The 16,381-nt window shown below is 63.8% G+C and carries 15 protein-coding genes; 7 read left to right on the forward strand and 8 right to left on the reverse strand.

All coding sequences use genetic code 11. The annotated features are described in order from the left end of the window. Positions 1 to 11 precede the first annotated feature (11 nt). Entirely contained in the window at positions 12 to 377 is a 366-nt protein-coding gene (locus DFR67_RS18565) for a winged helix-turn-helix transcriptional regulator (RefSeq protein ID WP_110470990.1), read from the forward strand. A 255-nt stretch (positions 378 to 632) separates the two neighbouring features. Here DFR67_RS18565 and cydC read toward each other — a convergent pair whose 3' ends face one another. The 5 genes from cydC to DFR67_RS18590 form a co-directional block, all read right to left on the reverse strand. Continuing rightward, entirely contained in the window at positions 633 to 2,351 is a 1,719-nt protein-coding gene (gene cydC / locus DFR67_RS18570) for a thiol reductant ABC exporter subunit CydC (RefSeq protein WP_245938040.1), read from the reverse strand. Next, positions 2,314 to 4,038 (reverse strand): thiol reductant ABC exporter subunit CydD, encoded by a 1,725-nt coding sequence (gene cydD / locus DFR67_RS18575; protein ID WP_211325101.1) that lies wholly within the window; start codon positions 4,036 to 4,038, stop codon positions 2,314 to 2,316. The genes cydC and cydD overlap by 38 nt, the downstream gene beginning before the upstream one ends. Next, positions 4,035 to 5,096, reverse strand: coding sequence for a cytochrome d ubiquinol oxidase subunit II (gene cydB / locus DFR67_RS18580; RefSeq protein ID WP_110470992.1), 1,062 nt, complete (start codon positions 5,094 to 5,096; stop codon positions 4,035 to 4,037). Before cydB ends, cydD begins: the two co-directional genes overlap by 4 nt. A gap of 18 nt (positions 5,097 to 5,114) precedes the next feature. After that, a complete protein-coding gene (locus tag DFR67_RS18585) occupies positions 5,115 to 6,746 on the reverse strand; it encodes a cytochrome ubiquinol oxidase subunit I (protein WP_110470993.1) in 1,632 nt (543 codons plus the stop codon). 198 nt (positions 6,747 to 6,944) lie between these two features. Further along, positions 6,945 to 7,856 carry an aminodeoxychorismate lyase gene (locus DFR67_RS18590; protein ID WP_110470994.1) on the reverse strand — a complete coding sequence of 304 codons (912 nt, stop codon included), beginning with the start codon at positions 7,854 to 7,856 and terminating at the stop codon, positions 6,945 to 6,947. Between the two features lie 39 nt (positions 7,857 to 7,895). Here DFR67_RS18590 and ygfZ point away from each other — a divergent pair, with 39 nt between their 5' ends. The 3 genes from ygfZ (at position 7,896) to DFR67_RS18605 (ending at position 9,974) form a co-directional block, all read left to right on the forward strand. Continuing rightward, entirely contained in the window at positions 7,896 to 9,020 is a 1,125-nt protein-coding gene (gene ygfZ, locus DFR67_RS18595; RefSeq protein ID WP_425451303.1) for a CAF17-like 4Fe-4S cluster assembly/insertion protein YgfZ, read from the forward strand. Further along, positions 9,017 to 9,658, forward strand: a complete 642-nt coding sequence (locus DFR67_RS18600) for an MOSC domain-containing protein (protein WP_110470995.1) — start codon at positions 9,017 to 9,019, stop codon at positions 9,656 to 9,658. Before ygfZ ends, DFR67_RS18600 begins: the two co-directional genes overlap by 4 nt. A 136-nt stretch (positions 9,659 to 9,794) precedes the next feature. Next, positions 9,795 to 9,974, forward strand: a complete 180-nt coding sequence (locus DFR67_RS18605) for a DUF3073 domain-containing protein (protein ID WP_084837528.1) — start codon at positions 9,795 to 9,797, stop codon at positions 9,972 to 9,974. 184 nt (positions 9,975 to 10,158) lie between these two features. Here the strand turns inward: DFR67_RS18605 and purM are convergent, their stop codons facing one another. The 3 genes from purM to DFR67_RS18620 form a co-directional block, all read right to left on the reverse strand. Further along, positions 10,159 to 11,259: a phosphoribosylformylglycinamidine cyclo-ligase gene (purM, locus tag DFR67_RS18610; RefSeq protein WP_110470996.1), complete on the reverse strand. Its 1,101-nt coding sequence runs from the start codon at positions 11,257 to 11,259 to the stop codon at positions 10,159 to 10,161. Positions 11,260 to 11,430: 171 nt separating this feature from the next. After that, a complete protein-coding gene (gene purF, locus DFR67_RS18615; RefSeq protein WP_110470997.1) occupies positions 11,431 to 12,984 on the reverse strand; it encodes an amidophosphoribosyltransferase in 1,554 nt (517 codons plus the stop codon). Positions 12,985 to 13,106: 122 nt separating this feature from the next. Then, positions 13,107 to 13,493 carry a sterol carrier family protein gene (locus tag DFR67_RS18620; RefSeq protein ID WP_110470998.1) on the reverse strand — a complete coding sequence of 129 codons (387 nt, stop codon included), beginning with the start codon at positions 13,491 to 13,493 and terminating at the stop codon, positions 13,107 to 13,109. A 128-nt stretch (positions 13,494 to 13,621) separates the two neighbouring features. On the opposite strand from DFR67_RS18620, the gene DFR67_RS18625 reads away from it, so the two are divergent. The 3 genes from DFR67_RS18625 to DFR67_RS18635 all read left to right on the forward strand — a co-directional run bounded on the left by DFR67_RS18625 (position 13,622) and on the right by DFR67_RS18635 (position 16,246). Then, positions 13,622 to 13,888, forward strand: a complete 267-nt coding sequence (locus DFR67_RS18625) for a hypothetical protein (protein WP_110470999.1) — start codon at positions 13,622 to 13,624, stop codon at positions 13,886 to 13,888. Positions 13,889 to 14,117: 229 nt separating this feature from the next. Further along, positions 14,118 to 15,560: a WXG100 family type VII secretion target gene (locus DFR67_RS18630; RefSeq protein WP_146240475.1), complete on the forward strand. Its 1,443-nt coding sequence runs from the start codon at positions 14,118 to 14,120 to the stop codon at positions 15,558 to 15,560. Continuing rightward, positions 15,554 to 16,246 (forward strand): hypothetical protein, encoded by a 693-nt coding sequence (locus DFR67_RS18635; protein ID WP_146240476.1) that lies wholly within the window; start codon positions 15,554 to 15,556, stop codon positions 16,244 to 16,246. Before DFR67_RS18630 ends, DFR67_RS18635 begins: the two co-directional genes overlap by 7 nt. Positions 16,247 to 16,381: the final 135 nt, after the last annotated feature.

The following is a 16,381-nucleotide window of genomic DNA, read 5'->3' on the forward strand; positions in this document are numbered from 1 at the left end:
ATACTTACCTCATGGAAAGCGTCCAGGCCGACGTACTGAAGCCGAACTGCCCAAGCCGCATGGTCGTGGAACGACTCGGTGAACGGTGGACATTGCTGGTGCTCATCGCCCTGCGATCCGGGCCGGTCCGATTCACCGCATTGCGAGAAAAGATCGGCGTGGTGACGCCCAAGGTGCTGACGCAGACGCTGCGTGGGCTCGAGCACGACGGACTGGTGCTCCGCACGATCTATGCCGAGATCCCGCCCCGGGTCGAGTACGAGCTGACCGATCTCGGAGAGTCGCTGATGGGTCCGGTCGACGGCCTGCGGGTGTGGTCCGAGTCGAACGGCCACCAGATCGTCGCAGCGCGCGAGGCCTCCGACCGCCGGGCGTGAGAGTCGGACGCGTCCGTCGACAATAGTTCGCCCAAGGAGGGTGCATCAAAACGAGAACAGACCCCGCACCACCCGCAGGGAGCGGGTTATCCGACCTTGGACGAGGTCGAGGTGCGGGGTCCGGTGACCACCGTGGATTAGCTCCATACCGCCTGAGGCACAGAACATTCCACAGAACGGCCGGTTAGCTGGTGGTCACCTCACGTGTCCTAGAAATCAATTTCAGACCACCTCCTTCCTCGTGTACCGACGAAGCTACTCCCGGTTTCCGGAGTCGGCAACAGCTTTTTCTCCGAGCGAACATTCAGCCAGATCGACGACCAGGTCAGCCCGATGCTCGCGGGGTAGTTGGTGCGTCACCATCACCAATGCGCGCTCCGGTTCGAGAAGATCACCCTCCACGTCCAGTAGCTCGGTCTGCATGACCGCGGCGTCGTCGCGGTCCAGGTTCTCTGCGGGTTCGTCCACCAGGACTATCGGAGCAGGATTGATCAACGCTCTGGCAAGCAAGAGCCGACGGCGCTGGCCACCACTGATTGATTCGGCCCCCGCGTCGAGCTGGGTGTCGAGGCCGTCAGGCAGGCCGCGGATCCACGCTCCCAAGCCGACCCTCTCGGTCGCGCGAGCCAGTTCATCCTCGGTGGCATCGCCCCGCGCTACGAGGAGGTTCTCCCGCACGCTGGTCACGAAGATGTGCCCGTCCTCGGCGAAATACCGCACCACCGGTTCATCGCTCTCAGGCTGTACTACGCTGCCCGACACCGGATCCAGCAGACCCGCAAGCGTCAGGAGCAGGGTCGATTTGCCGCACCCGCTGGGCCCGACCACGGCGATGCGTGTCCCGGGCGCGACGTCAAGATCGAGGCCGCTGTCACCGCCGAATACGGCTCCCCCTGGCCATCCCCAGCGCAATCCACGGACCCTGATCTCGCCTGCGCCGAGATTCGGCGAGGTCCGCCGCTCCACCGCGCGATAATCGTCCGACCGATCGATCATGGCCATGATCCGCCGGGCCGCACCCCTGCTGCGCTGCAACTGCAGTGCGGCTTCAGTCATCACACCGGTCGACTCGAAGGCGCTCAGCGGCAGCAAGATCAACACACCCAGGGTCATCGGAGACACGTCGTTCGCCAGTCCGATGCCCACCAGCGCGGCCACGATCACCGAGATACCCACGGACAGCGGTAACGCCGCTGTTCCCCAGGCCCCCTGGGCCGCGCCGCGGTCAGTGGCCCGCTCGACGTCGAGTTCCGCCAATCGCGCATCGTCCAGCACGTCGTGCCGTCGCCGGGCGACAGCGAGTTCGGGTGCGTGCTCGAGCAACGCCATCACGGCTTCGGCGCTGCGCTCCTGCGCGGCTGCCCCGTCGTGGGTGGCTCGCGCGGCACCCCGAGCGGCCAGCCATGGGGCGAATACTGCGCTGATCACCAGACACACCGCCAACGCCAGTGCAGCCCACAACGACACGATGGCCATGACCGCGACTGCTGCCCCCGACACGACCAGCGATACGCCGATCGGGATCAGAGCCCGGATCACTGCATTGCCGATCTCATCGACGTCAGAACCTGTGCGAGCGAGCAGTTCCCCTCGACGGAGACTCACCGAGTAGCCGGCAGGGCCTTCGGCCAATGCCAGGTAGAGCCGCTGGCGGGCGGCCGACATCGCGTCCAGGGCGAGGTCGTGCGTGGCCAAACGTTCGAGGTAACGGAACAGGCCACGGGAGATTCCCAACGCCCTGACCGCTGTCACCGCGACCGAGAGATACAGCACAGGCGGCATCTGCCACGCCCGGGTGATGAGCCAGGCGGACAGCGCGGCGAGAGCCAGCGCGCTACCTGCTCCCAAGATTCCGAGACCGAGTGACCTGGCGACAGGCTTGCCGCGCAGTCCGAGCAGATCCAGTGCACGCCAGAGTGGGTCACGGCGTAGTCGCTCATTCATGACGAGCCCCCGCGATGTCGATGATGTCATCTCCGACGGAGATCATCGCCGGTCGATGCGCGACCACCACCACCGTGTCGCCCGAGCGGGCTCGGGCCTGCAGCGCTCGGGCCACTGCAGTCTCTGACGCGGGATCGAGATGGGTGGTCGGCTCGTCGAGCAGCAGCAGAGGAGCCGGCGACGACAGGACCCGCGCCAAGGCGAGTCGTTGCCGCTGCCCCGCCGACAGCCCCACGCCGCCGCTGCCCAGCAAGGTGTGCCAGCCTTCCCCCAGATCTTCGAGCACCTTGTCGAAGCCACTGACCCGACAAGCTTTCTCACGCTCGGTGTCACCGACCGGACCGAGCAATTCGAAGTTCTGGGCGACGGTGCCCGGCACCAGGACAGGGTGCTGGGGAAGCCACGCGACCTGCTCCCACAGCGCCTGCCGATCGAGTTCGGCGACGGGCACCGAACCGATGAGAATCGACCCCTCGTCAGGGGTCTGGAGCCCGAGTATCGCCGCGAGCAACGTTGACTTCCCGCTCCCGTTGGGTCCTGTCAGTACTGTCATCCGACCGGCGGCGATGGTTGCGGTCAGATCGTGCGGGGCCCAGCCGTCACGGCCATGCACCCCGAGCCCCACGACGGCGATGGAAGCACCGGCGACCGCCACCGAACGGGTCGCGGGTGCCGTGCGGGTCCTCTCGTCTTCGATGATCGCGAACACCTCTCGGGCGCTGGCGACCCCGGCCTCCGAGTTGTGGAATTGGGCTCCCGCCGAGCGTAAGGGGAGATAGACCTCGGGAGCCAGGATCAGCGCGAGTACCGCGCCGTACAGCCCCATCTCGCCGAAGACCAGCCGAAGACCGATGCTCACCGCCACGAGGGCAACGCTGAGGGTCGCGAGGAACTCGAGGACTGCACCGGACAGGAAGGCCACGCGCAGGGCTGCCATCGTGCTCTTTCGATGTGCCTGACCGAGTTCTCGAACCCGCGCTGCGGGATCACGCTCGCGACCGAGCGCTCGCAGAGTCGGGATGCCTGCGATGAGATCGAGCAGTTGCGAAGACAATCGGCTCATCGCATCGAGCCGATCGGTGGTGCGCTCTCGCGTCATCAGCCCGATGAGGATCATGAAGACCGGAATGAGCGGCAACGTGATCACCACGATGACTGCGGACGTCAGATCTGCCCACGCCATCACGACCACGAGGACCGGGATCACCACCACCGAGAGGACCAGCGCCGGAACGTATCCGGTCAGATACGGTCCGACTGCTTCCAGTCCCCGCGTGAGGGTCGTCGCCAACCGGTCCCGTCCTCGCAGGAGCTCCCTCGGGGACGTTCGAGCGGGGTCCGACACCGCAATCAGTGCGGCGTTCCGCAATTCCGCGATCACCCTGGAGCTGGCGCGATGAGCGTATCGATCGTGGAGGTAGACCGCCGCCACCCGGACTCCGATCGCTGCGGCCAAGACGGCCAGATGCCAGGCTTGCGCATCCAGACTCCGCAGCGCGGGGGAAACGATCAATTCCGACAGGATGGAGGCCACCATCGTGGCCGTGACGATCACGGCGCCCACCTGAACGACCGCCATGACGACGGTGAGCGCGAGGTAGCGCCGAGACGTGCGCGAATACCGGAGCAGACGCGGGTCGATGGGCGGCCCAGACCGTTGCAGTGTCTCTTTCGCCGGAACCGCAACGGAGCGGCGGCCGGCAGGTTTCACCGTCATCGCGACTTCTCGGCCACCTTGCGTTCGCGTAGGGGAAGTCCGATCGACGGCGGGATGTGGCTGGTCGATGTACGTTGCCGGAATACCCAGTACGTCCAGGCCTGGTAGCACATCACGATCGGGGTCATGATCGCTGCGGCCCAGGTGATCACCACCAACGTGTAGTGGCTCGACGCACTGCCCGCGATGGTCATGTCGAACGCCGGATCGGTGGTCGAAGGGATCACGTTCGGGAACATCGATCCCAGGATGAGGACCACCACGCCCGTGATGGCGACCGTTGTCGCGACGAAGGCCCACCCCTCCCGGCGTGCGAACGCCAAGGCTGTTGCCGAGATGATCGCCACGGCAGCGACGGCCAGTGCGATCCACGTCCATCCCTTGCCGTATTCGATCTGGGTCCACAGACCCCACACCGCGGCGACGACGGTCGTCGGCACCGCGATCCACAAAGCCGCCTTCATCGAATCATGTTGCAACTCATCTGATGTCTTGAGTGCGAGGAACACTGCGCCGTGGGTTGCGAACAGCATCGCCGTGGCGACACCACCGAGCAGGGCGTACGGCGAGAGCAGATCGAGGAAATTGCCGGTGAACTGTTCTTCGCCGTCGATCGGCAGGCCCCGCACCAGGTTCGCGAACGCGACACCCCACAGGACCGCGGGCAGCCACGAGCCCATGCCGATCCCGAAGTCGGCCCACCAGCGCCAACGCGGATCGTCGATCTTTCCGCGCCACTCGATCGACACAACGCGGACGATCAAACCGACGAGGATGAGGAACAGCGGTATGTAGAAGGTACTGAACATCGTTGCGTACCAGGCGGGGAACGCCGCGAAGAGTGCGCCACCGCCGGTGATCAGCCATACCTCGTTGCCATCCCAGACCGGGCCGATGGTGTTGAGCATCGCCCGACGACGGGTGTCACCGGATACGCCGTGCTTCGCACGACCGAGGAATGGCATCAGCATACCGACGCCGAAGTCGAATCCCTCGAGGATGAAGTATCCGAGGAACAAGAAGCCGACGAGCGCGAACCAGAACTCTGGCAAACTCATTGAGTACTCCTGCCGATCTCAGTAGGCGAACGAGAGATGTTTGGGTTCATCGGATTTCTCCTCATGGGTGGTCCCGTCCTCGGGTGTGTGCGGACCGTCCGGTCCGTCACCACCGCTCAGCCCACTGTCCGCGGCGCCCGGGACCGCAGCCGCCGGACCTTCGCGGGTGTACTTGCGGATCAGGGTGAACCAGATCAGTCCGAGCGCACCGTAGAGCAGCGTGAAGATGATCAGCGACGTGAGAACGAGGTAGCCGGAATGCCTGCTCACTCCCTCCTGCACCGTCAGCTGGATGTTCTCGAGGCCGCCTCCTGCGCCGAGCGACTCCGGGTTCGGCGCCACCATCCAGGGTTGTCTGCCCATCTCGGTGAAGATCCAGCCAGAACTGTTGGCCAAGAACGGTGTCGGGATCATCCAGATCGCGAATGTGCCGAACTTCTTGGAGTCCGGGATGCGGCCTCTCCGCATGAGCCAGAGTGCCAGCAAGGCGAGTGCCCCTGATCCGATCGCCCAGCCCATCATCGCGCGGAATGCCCAGTACGTGACGAACAGATTGGGTTTGTAGTTTCCGGGTCCGAAGTTCGCGACGTGTTCGGCCTGCAGCTCCTCGACGCCCTGCAGCGTCGAATTGAAGTCGTTGTCGGCCAGGAACGACAGCAGATTCGGGATCTCGATCAGGTGCGTCACCGCTTCACAGTTGTTCTGCGTCCCGATGGCCAGAACCGAGAACCCGACGCCGGTTTCCGTGGTGCACAACGATTCTGCCGAAGCCATCTTCATGGGCTGCTGTTTGAACATGAGCTTGGCCTGCTGGTCGCCACTGATGGCCAATGCGATTCCGCTGATGATCATGATCCAGAGGGCCAGTCGCGTGACCGGGCGGTACAGGGTGCGGGCATCGCGCTCGAGTTGATCTGCGGTCTTGCCGTGCATCGAGGGCGCGAGATCGTCGGCGACGGCGATCTCGGGTCCACCTGCCGAGCCCGTCGGCACGGCGTCCCGAAGTTTATTCGCACGCCGCATGTTTCGGACCATCCACCAGCAGCCGATACCTGCAACGAAGGTGCTGGCGGTCAGGAACGCGCCGGCTATCGTGTGCGGGAATGCGGCCAGCGTCGTGCTGTTGGTCATGACGTCCCAGAGGCTCTTCAACTCCGGACGCTGCTTCTCCTCATTCCACTGTGCCCCGACCGGGTGTTGCATCCAGGAGTTCGCTGCGACGATGAACCACGCCGAGGCGTTGACGCCGATGGCCACCATCCAGATCGTCAGCAGGTGGACTTTTTTGGGCAGTCGGTCCCAGCCGAAGATCCACAGACCCAGGAAAGTCGACTCCAGGAAGAAGGCCACCAGACCCTCGAGCGCCAGCGGACCACCGAAGACGTCGCCGACGAAGCGGCTGTACTCGCTCCAGTTCATCCCGAACTGGAACTCTTGGACGATCCCTGTCGCCACCCCCAGCGCAAAGTTGATCAGGAACAGCTTGCCGAAGAACTTGGTGGCGCGCAGCCACGCTTCATTGCCGGTCACCACCCATACGGTCTGCATGATCGCAACCATCGGCGCCAGCCCGATGGTGAGCGGGACCAAGATGAAGTGATAGACCGTCGTGATTCCGAACTGCCACCTGGAGACGTCCAGTGCATCCATTTTTGCCTCATTCGACGTACCGCTACTACGGACCGTAGTAGTTGCAGGCTACGCCGCAGAAGGAACGTCGAACAAGCGATTTCAGCGGTTTTCGACCGTGCCGCTGAACACACATCGACGAGACGGACACCCTGCCCCACCGCCATCAGGACAGACGTAGTGGCGGTGTGGCGAACAACTCCCTGACGCCGAGAAGGATCAGTCGATGGCGCGATCGACCAGGGCCGAGAAGTCCTCCGGCCGCTCCGGGGTCGACATCCGATAGCCGTTGAACTCCGTGATGCGGGCAGCCAGGGTGATGCTCGACACCAACCACACCGCATCGGCGCACACCAGGTCGGCAGGGCGCAACGTCCCGATCTCGGTCTGCCAGCCTTCTTTCTCCGCCTGCGAGAAGATCGCCTGTTGCATTGTGCCGCCGAGGATTCCGCTCTCCACCGGCGGAGTCATCAGATTCTTGCCCTCGACTGCGATCACCGTGGACCGCGGGCTCTCGAGCACGATTCCCTCACTACTGAGGTAGATGACGTCATCGGCGCCCTGATCCTGGGCATGGCGAAGTGCTGCCATATTGGTGGCGTAGCTGAGGGTTTTCGCACCCAGGAGCTGCCAGGGCGCAGCGGCGGCGAGGTCGATCGAGTAGCCGCGCGCAGCAGTGATGACCTTGACGCCGTTCTCGCGGACCACAGCGGCGCGAGCGGGAACCGGACCGACGGTCAGGTATTCGGTGGCGCCGCCCACGTCCCGACTGAGTCCGGTGTCGCCGCGGTTCCGGCCGACGACGCCGTCGACGGGCGCGGACTCCCGACCCCGCGAGTAGACCACCCGCAGCAGCCCCTCTGCGTCGTCGTTCTTCTCCGCCCACACCCGCGCGCCGGTGTCGATGGCCGAGGCCCACCGCTCCTCATCGGGCGCCGGCAGGTCCAGCGCTTTCGCACTGCGAGCAAGCCGCTGTAAGTGCAGGTCGACGAGTCGCGCGCGACCGTCCCGGACCAACAGGGTCTCGAATACACCGTCGCCGCGTACCGCCGCGAGGTCGTCGCCGTGCAAGATCGGGACGTCTGGATCGAGGACAGCACCGTCGATGGTCACCAAGATCGATTCAGCCATAGCGGCAAGAGTAGCGAGGACGCTCGTACCATTGACAACGTGACTGAATTGTTGGACTCATTGCGCGCCATCGGTGCCGTCGGCGGCCCGGAAAACTCCCCAGACGAAGCCGTGGCATGGCACTTCGGCGACCCATTCGGCGAGCAACGCGCCGCAGCGACATCGGCGGTGATGATCGATCGATCCCACCGCGGTGTCATCACGTTGACCGGCCCCGAACGTCTCAGCTGGCTGAACACCATTTCGAGCCAGCTGGTCACCGACCTGTCCGACGGTCGGAGCGCCGAGAACCTGAGTTTGGACGGCAACGGGCGGGTCGAGGACCACTTCCTCTTGACCGACCTGGACGGGACCACCTGGATCGACACGGAAGGGTTCCGCACCGAGGCGCTCGCCGGCTTCCTTCAGAAGATGGTGTTCTGGGCCCAGGTCGAGGTCGCGGCGCGGCCGGACATGGCGGTGCTCACGCTCATCGGCCCGCAGACCCGGACCGGCGCGATTGCGCAGCTGCTCCAGATACCGACTTCGGCAACGGTGTACGACGCCGGGGCGCTTCCCGATGGCGGATTCTGGCGCGTGATGCCCGCGGTCGGTGAACACGCGGCCGTGGAGACGATCGACCTGATCGTGCCGGTCGATCAGCTCACGACCTGGTGGTCCAGCCTGACCGCAGTCGGCGTACGACCATCTGGCACCTGGACCTACGAGGCCCTACGTGTCGCAGCACTTCGCCCTCGGCTCGGTGCGGACACGGATGAGCGGACCATTCCGCACGAGGTCAACTGGATCGGCTCTCCGTCGGAGTTCGGCGCCGTACACCTGAGCAAGGGCTGCTATCGGGGACAGGAGACCGTCGCGCGGGTGCACAACCTCGGGAAGCCACCCCGGCAGATGCTTCTTCTCCATCTGGACGGCAGCGCTGATTCGCGTCCGGTCACCGGGGACCCGGTCACCGCGGGCGGACGGACCGTGGGCCGAATCGGCTCCGTCGTGGAGCACTACGAGTACGGGCCGATCGCCCTCGCACTGATCAAGCGCGGCGTCCCGGCGGACACGACACTGGAAACCGGCGGCACCACCGCGGCCATCGATCCCGCCTCGGTCCCCGCGGACGATCGCGTCCAAGCCGGGCGGGCTGCCATCGAAAAACTGCGCGGCAAATGAGCCTGCCGCGGGGGAAGGTTCTTGCCGTCTGCGCTGTCCACGAGGAGTTGCCCCTCGCGGGCGGCATCGGGCGAAGCGCCATCGACAAGCGCCCGATCGACGGCCCGGTGTCCGTGGATGAGCAGGGCATCACAATCGATCACTGCTGTGATGTCAAACATCATGGCGGGGTAGATCAGGCCGTTTACGCCTACTCCGACGACGAGGCTCAGCGGTGGGCAACCGAGCTCGGCCGCGACCTCGGCTACGGATGGTTCGGCGAGAACTTGCGCATCTCGGGTATACCGACCACCGACGCGACGATCGGCGAACGCTGGAAGGTCGGCGAGACACTGCTCGAGGTGACAGTCGCGCGGACTCCCTGCCGCACCTTCGCGGACTGGGCGCAGGAAGACCGCTGGATCAAGCGTTTCTACGATCGCTCCGACGTCGGCTGTTACTTGCGCGTCATCTCCTCCGGGGCGATACAGGCCGGTGACGACGTCGCGGTGGTCTCGCGGCCCGATCACGGTGTCCTGATCCGGCATCTGATCACCGGCCCCGAACCCGAATCGCTCGAAAAACTCCTAGCCCGCGAAGACCTGCCGCCGAAGGTTGTCAGGGACGCCAGGCGCTGGCAACGCAAGAAGTCCAAGTAATTTCGCCGCTCCCGAGCCGAGCCGGTCCGCATCATGCCTGCGGGCGCGCTAGACTGTCTCTCACGACCATATTTGTAAACACAGAATGGGGCCGCCACACGTTTGGCCGCCCCTTCATTGCGCGAGGGGGTCCCCTATGGGCCGCGGCCGGGCTAAGGCGAAGCAGACTAAAGTTGCTCGTGAACTGAAGTACAGCACACCGAATACCGACTTCGACAGTCTGCAGCGAGAGTTGTCAGGCGGTGATTCCGTGGATCCGAATGATGAGATCACGGACGATCGGTGGTCCGATGAAGAGAGCTGGCGGCGCGCCTGACAAGCGCTCGCCAGGCGCAGTCTTGGCGACGGCTTTCCGCCAATCTTTCGCAACCCCCTGACAGCTCGCCTCAGGCGGTTATATTTTCATGCCCTAGACCGACCAGCCGGTAGCTGGCGGTTACAAGCAAAAACCCCGGGATGCTTTCATCCCGGGGTTTTGCTCATGCGGTGATGCCGAGGGGTCAGAACCTGGGATGCTCGCCCATCAGCTCTGCGACGCCGGTCTTCGAATGCTTTGTGTGCTCGCCGGTCTTGGTCGCGTGGGACTTCTTGATCGAGCCGAGCACCCAGCAGTTCAGATGGCGCGCGGTGAGCACGGCCAGAGCACGATCGGTGTCTTCCGGCGCCACGACGGCGACCATGCCGACACCCATGTTGAAGGTGCGTTCCATCTCGACACGCTCAACACGGCCGCGTTGCGCGATCATCTGAAAGATGGGTGCGGGCGTCCAGGTACCGCGGTCCAATTCGGCCACCAGGCCGCTCGGGAGCACACGGGACAGGTTGTCGGCGAGTCCGCCTCCGGTCACGTGAGAGAACGTGCGTACGTCGGTCTCGGCGGCCAGAGCGAGGCAGTCCTTGGCGTAGATCCGCGTCGGTTCGAGCATTTCCTCGCCCAGGGTGCGTTCGAACTCCTCGACGTGTCCGCCGAGATCCATGTGGCCCCACTCCAGCAGCACCTTGCGCGCCAGCGAATACCCGTTGGAGTGCAAGCCGGAGCTGCCCATCGCGATCACGACGTCGCCCGGCCGAACCCGGTCGGGTGAGAGCACGGAATCGGCCTCGACGATGCCGACGCCCGTCGCGGACAGGTCGTAGTCGCCTTCTGCCATCAGCCCGGGGTGTTCAGCGGTCTCTCCGCCCAGCAGGGTGCACCCGGCCTCGACGCAGCCGTCAGCAATGCCCTTGACGAGTTCGGCGACCACTTCGGGGACGACCTTGCCCACGGCGATGTAGTCCTGCAGGAACAACGGCTCGGCGCCGCAGACGACGAGGTCGTCGACGACCATGGCGACCAGGTCGCGGCCCAGGGTGTCGTGTTTGCCCATGGCCTGCGCGACGGCGATCTTCGTGCCGACGCCGTCTGTGGACGACGCCAGCACCGGCTCGCGATAGTCGCCCTTGAGTTTGAAGAGGCCGGCAAATCCGCCCAGCCCACCCATGACCTCCGGTCGCAGAGTGCGCTTGGCGTGAGGGGCAAAGAGCTCGACCGCCCGTTCGCCGGCATCGATGTCCACTCCCGCCGCAGCATATGAGGCGCCGCTGGGCTCGTTGTCGGTCATCGGCGTGAGGTTCCCGTTCTCGAAGGTGGCAGTTCGAATCTGCCGGGTGAATAATCCGGTCTCACGCTACCCGAGGGGTTCCCCATGGCTCGTTCATGGGATCGAATCTGCTGTTCTGAAGTAGCAATCAGCCACGAGAACCGATCGTCGACCGTACACCCGGGCGGTGGTTCAGGGCCGGCGGACCACACTGACGTTGTCGTTGTCCGCGAGAGCGTTCTGACCCGTCGCCGCTTTCGTGAGCATGGTCTCCAGCACTGCCTTGCCCATCGACGTCTCCTTGGGGAGCTCGATCGGGTACTCGCCCGTGAAGCATGCAGCGCACAAGTTTTCGGCCGGCTGCTCGGTTGCTGCGATCATCTCTTCGGTGGAGATGTAGCCGAGTGAATCGGCGCCGATCGCGTGGCGCACACCGTCGACAAGATGCTCCTCGGAGTCCATGCCGTTGGCGATCAGCTCTGCGGGAGAAGCGAAGTCGATACCGTAGAAGCACGGCCAACGCACCGGGCTTGACGCGATACGAACGTGCACCTCTGCCGCGCCCGCTTCACGGAGCATCCGGATCAACGCACGCTGAGTGTTGCCGCGGACGATCGAATCGTCTACCACCACAAGGCGTTTGCCCTTGATGACCTCTTTCAGCGGGTTCAACTTGAGTCGAATGCCGAGCTGGCGAATGGTCTGCGACGGCTGGATGAAGGTACGGCCGACATAGGCGTTCTTCATCAGACCCTGGCCATACGGGATGCCTGACTCCTGGGCGTATCCGACCGCGGCGGGCGTACCCGACTCCGGGACAGGGATCACCAGGTCACCATCTGCCGGGAACTCGCGCGCCAAGCGGCGTCCGATCTCGACCCGCGTGGTGTGCACCGACCGGCCGTTGATGACGCTGTCGGGGCGCGCGAGGTACACGTACTCGAAGACGCAGCCCTTGGGGGTAGGCGTGGCGAACCGTGAACTGCGCACTCCGTCGGCGTCGATGGCAAGCAGTTCACCAGGTTCGATGTCGCGGACGAAGGAGGCGCCGACGATGTCGAGGGCGGCGGTTTCGGAGGCGACCACCCAGCCGCGGTCCAGGCGACCGAGGCACAGCGGACGCACACCGTGCGGATCACGCGCGGCATAAAGCGTGTGCTCGTCCATGAAAGTCAGGCAGAACGCACCCTTGAGCGTGGGCAGCAGCTCCATCGCGGCCTGCTCGATGGTGGAATCGGCGGCTCCGTGAGCCAGGAGGGCACCGACAACGTCGGAGTCGCTGGTGGCTCCCCCGGCGCGGCGGGAATCCATCAATCCGAGGTCGCGGGCCTTGCTTGCGAGGTCAGCGGTATTGACGAGGTTCCCGTTGTGACCAAGAGCGACGCCGGTTCCTGCAGCAGTGGTGCGGAAGATCGGCTGGGAGTTCTCCCAGGTGGTCGAACCGGTGGTGCTGTAGCGGCAGTGTCCGATGGCGACGTGGCCCTGCATGGCGCCGAGGGTCTGCTCGTCGAACACCTGCGAGACCAGGCCGAGGTCCTTGAACACCAGCACTTGCGAGCCATCGGCGGTGGCGATGCCTGCCGCCTCTTGGCCTCGGTGCTGCAGGGCATACAAACCGTAATAAGTGAGCTTGGCAACATCCTCACCAGGGGCCCAGACACCAAAAACCCCGCATTCTTCGCGGGGTTCGTTTTCTGGCTCGTCGGCATCGAGCAGGTTCTTGCTGTTGGTCGACAGCTCGGTCACTGGCACTCCCATGAGGTTGGGCTGGGGCTGGTGGAGGGCGTACGCCTGAGTCTACGGGCTGGGTCCTGACGTACGCGAATCATCGCGGCGTGTCTGCGTGACACCCCGCGTCCACCCCCTGGTCAGACTCTCGTGAGCGGCAACCAGTGCACGATGTCACCGGCGCGGCTTCCCGACGCAGACGCGCGTCCGGAGTCGAGGGCGCCGGCGAGGTCGAGTCGGCCTGTCGCCAGCAGCAACCACGTCCTGGCGTCGGTCTCGACGACGTTGGGTGGGGTCCCGCGGGTGTGGCGGAGACCTTCGATGCATTGCACCGCGACGAACGGCGGCACGCGGACCTCCACCGAGCCGCCGGGCGCGACCTGCGCGAGGGTGCGCGCGGTGGTGCGGACAGCGTCCGCGAGTTGCGAGCGCGTCGGCTCGGCGGCGGCGGGGTCGCGCAGCCACTCCGCAACGGCGTCGACGGCGGCGCGCATCGCGGCCGGCGCGACTGTTTTATGGGTGGCCACATCCCCATGGTGTCAGTTATCCACAACCCGCTCGGGCTTCGGTGCCCGCTGTCGGATTCGAGCGCTATTGTCATCGTCATTGGGAGGGGGGCCATCCGATGTCAGTTTTTCGCGCAGACGCTGCGAGCATGACAACGAGCGCGGCAAAGTATCGCGCATTTGGGGCGGAGATCGAAGGGCTGGACGCCACTGCGGCGACCAGCCAGGTCGCGGGTGCACTGGCGGGGTCGAAAACCGCCGTGGTCGCAGCGCGCAGTGGAGAAGCAGTCGATACCGCGTTGTCCGCGGTCGCGATCCGGCTCAGCAGCTATGCGGACAGCACAGACAAGAGTCGTGAGGCTTTTGACGGCGTCGAGGATCTGGCGTCGCGTGCGTTCTCCGGGCTGTGGCTCTGAGGTGGGGTACACAGTCGGCGGCGTCAGGGGGTGGCGACCGTCGGAGCTCGGCGTTGCGGCGACCGATCTCGCGACTGCGAACAGCGACTTCGAGGCCAAGCTGAACGCGGCCCGCGCTGTCGCGCAGACACTGCACGACAGCTCGCAGGGCACGACCGCAGACGCGGCGTGGAACAAAGCCGAAAAAGACCATCGCCTGGGCGTTCGCGTTGCCGACGCCACAGACGCGGTGATCGAGACGCTGCGGAGCGGCTCTGCCCGGCTGCAGTCCGTCCGGGACAACGCGATTTCCAAGGTCGACTCCGCGATCTGGAGTCAGTTCGAGGTCGGTGACAACTGGAAGGTGGGCCGCTACTCAATTGCCGGTCCCTTCACAAAGGACGAAGTCGCCGCGCAAGAGTCAGCACGCAACGCTCACCAAGAAGCCATCGACGATGCGGTGCAACAACTGACCGACGAAGACGAGGCAGTCGCCTTCGCGCTCGACAGCGCGAACGACGAACTGTCCGCAACCAAGGGCGATGTCGCTGCCGGCCGCGACTACGTCCCACCTTCGCTGGTCGGCCTGACGCCGGAACAAGCCAAACTTGTCGTCGACGACCCGCGGTTCCAGGAGTGGGTGAAGAACCATCCTGATGCAGCAAAGCCGTTGTTGGATGCGGCTTTTGATGCGGGAACGGTCCCGAAGGACTTTTACGGAACATTCCTGCAGAGCTACTGGCTTCGAGAGTCGCTGGAGGACGCCGGGATCGACGCTTCAAAATGGGATCCATCCAAGGGTACCGAGTTCAACAGCGAGACGATCACCAAAGTGTACGAGTACTACGGACAGCTGTTCCTGGACCATCCCGAAATGCAATGGGCCGGAATGGCTAACATGATCGGGCCATCCTTCGCCGGAGGCTTCTACGACCTCGCAGCTATGCGCGATATCGCGAAGGCCATCAAAGGCCCCGCCGGCGTCATGCTTCCCGACCAGATCGAAGGTATGACCCGCGCCATCGCTGGTATGAGCGACGAGGAACTCGCGTACTACGAGCAGAAGTTTCTGAGCATGCAGAAGGAGATCTTCGAAGATCAGGCCCCGATGCATGAGGCGTACCTGCACGGTGGAATCGCAGAGATCGATCGCATGCAGCGGGCCGTTCTGATCGACGACAAGACCCAGGTGGCCTGGCATCAAATAGAGAGCGGAGCTGAACAGCACAGCCCTCAACTCGTTGCGGAGGGAAACAAGCAACTTCTGCAACGTGAGCAACTTGAGATTATCGACGACGACTACAACGAAATGCGCAGCCATCCAGTGACTGGCGAAGCCATGACCTGGATATTGACCACGGTGGGTACGCCATCTATACCCGGAGCTCAGGCCTATCCCGAGGTGTTCCCAACCGAGATTTCGGTCGACAACTCAAGATATGCCCCCGGTGAGACGACAGTCGAAACGCCATTTCCGGACGGAAACATCGCTGACCGACATGACCGCTGGAAGCTGATCACGGAGGACACGCTACCCGCTTACCAGGAACTGTTGGCCAGTAACCCGGAAGAGGCCAGGCAGATCATCGGATCAGACTTCGACTCCCGTATCGAAGATCAGCGTATTTCAAACCGGTCCGGACAAGTCATCGATCGCATGATTAGCGACTGGAAGGTGAAACATCAGTGGTGAAGTCGTTGCAAGCACTGACGATATCGGCACTAATTGCCCTGTCTACGGCGGCATGCGTCTCAACAACGAGTGGAAGTGAAGGCAGCTTCGTGGAATCTATTCCAAGTCCCAACACACAGCCAGAATTCTCACTTCTCACCGACGAAGGAGTGCAGCAAATAAAGGACAGTGGTAGAGCACGCTTCGACCTACGAGACCGTGTCCTCACAAATGCCGAAGCTGGGGTGGCTCCCGAGTCCAGACAAGAAATAATCATCGGGAACCCCGGTGATCCTGACATTCAGTTGACCCTCGTCGGCCCCGAAGGCGAAGTCACCATATCGACTCAAACCATCTGGTTTACACATTTGGACGAGGACAGCTTTACGGAGATCATCTTCTTTCGCGCTTTCGAAACAATCGAAATAGCGAAACAGGAACTCAACGAGTCAGTCACACAATGGGGAATTCTGCAGGAGAACATAGAAATGTGGTCGAGCGTCTCAGAAAAGGCTCAGGACGACAAGGTGAAGCGAAGCCTAGGGACTGGAGTCGGCGCCACCGGACTCATCGTAGGAATGAATGCGAGCATCAAAAGAGGAACCCAAGTCTTTCACTACATTGTTGACCTGGACCCCCGAAACTACAACGAGGAAAACATCGCAAATATCCGCTCAACCGGGATCGGTAGGCGAGTAGTCAATTGAAACCACCTGCCCGAAGCGCCTCTGCCCGCCAGCATAAGAATTCTTGGCCGTGAGGTGCCCTCAGCGATTGAACCAGCCATCCCCGCCTCTGGGTCCAGCAGCGAAGAGACAACACATCGCGACCGGGCCAGGAAC

Source organism: Williamsia limnetica (assembly GCF_003217475.1).
In the GTDB taxonomy this organism is placed as follows: Bacteria; Actinomycetota; Actinomycetes; order Mycobacteriales; family Mycobacteriaceae; genus Williamsia; species Williamsia limnetica.

What these genes read in the sequence shown, in the direction of transcription:
- DFR67_RS18565 (WP_110470990.1), top strand. Translation starts at nt 12, where the DNA reads ATGGAAAGCGTCCAGGCCGACGTACTGAAGCCGAACTGCCCAAGCCGC.
- cydC (WP_245938040.1), bottom strand. Translation starts at nt 2,351, where the DNA reads ATGACATCATCGACATCGCGGGGGCTCGTCATGAATGAGCGACTACGC.
- cydD (WP_211325101.1), bottom strand. Translation starts at nt 4,038, where the DNA reads ATGACGGTGAAACCTGCCGGCCGCCGCTCCGTTGCGGTTCCGGCGAAA.
- cydB (WP_110470992.1), bottom strand. Translation starts at nt 5,096, where the DNA reads ATGAGTTTGCCAGAGTTCTGGTTCGCGCTCGTCGGCTTCTTGTTCCTC.
- DFR67_RS18585 (WP_110470993.1), bottom strand. Translation starts at nt 6,746, where the DNA reads ATGGATGCACTGGACGTCTCCAGGTGGCAGTTCGGAATCACGACGGTC.
- DFR67_RS18590 (WP_110470994.1), bottom strand. Translation starts at nt 7,856, where the DNA reads ATGGCTGAATCGATCTTGGTGACCATCGACGGTGCTGTCCTCGATCCA.
- DFR67_RS18600 (WP_110470995.1), top strand. Translation starts at nt 9,017, where the DNA reads ATGAGCCTGCCGCGGGGGAAGGTTCTTGCCGTCTGCGCTGTCCACGAG.
- DFR67_RS18605 (WP_084837528.1), top strand. Translation starts at nt 9,795, where the DNA reads ATGGGCCGCGGCCGGGCTAAGGCGAAGCAGACTAAAGTTGCTCGTGAA.
- purM (WP_110470996.1), bottom strand. Translation starts at nt 11,259, where the DNA reads ATGACCGACAACGAGCCCAGCGGCGCCTCATATGCTGCGGCGGGAGTG.
- DFR67_RS18625 (WP_110470999.1), top strand. Translation starts at nt 13,622, where the DNA reads ATGACAACGAGCGCGGCAAAGTATCGCGCATTTGGGGCGGAGATCGAA.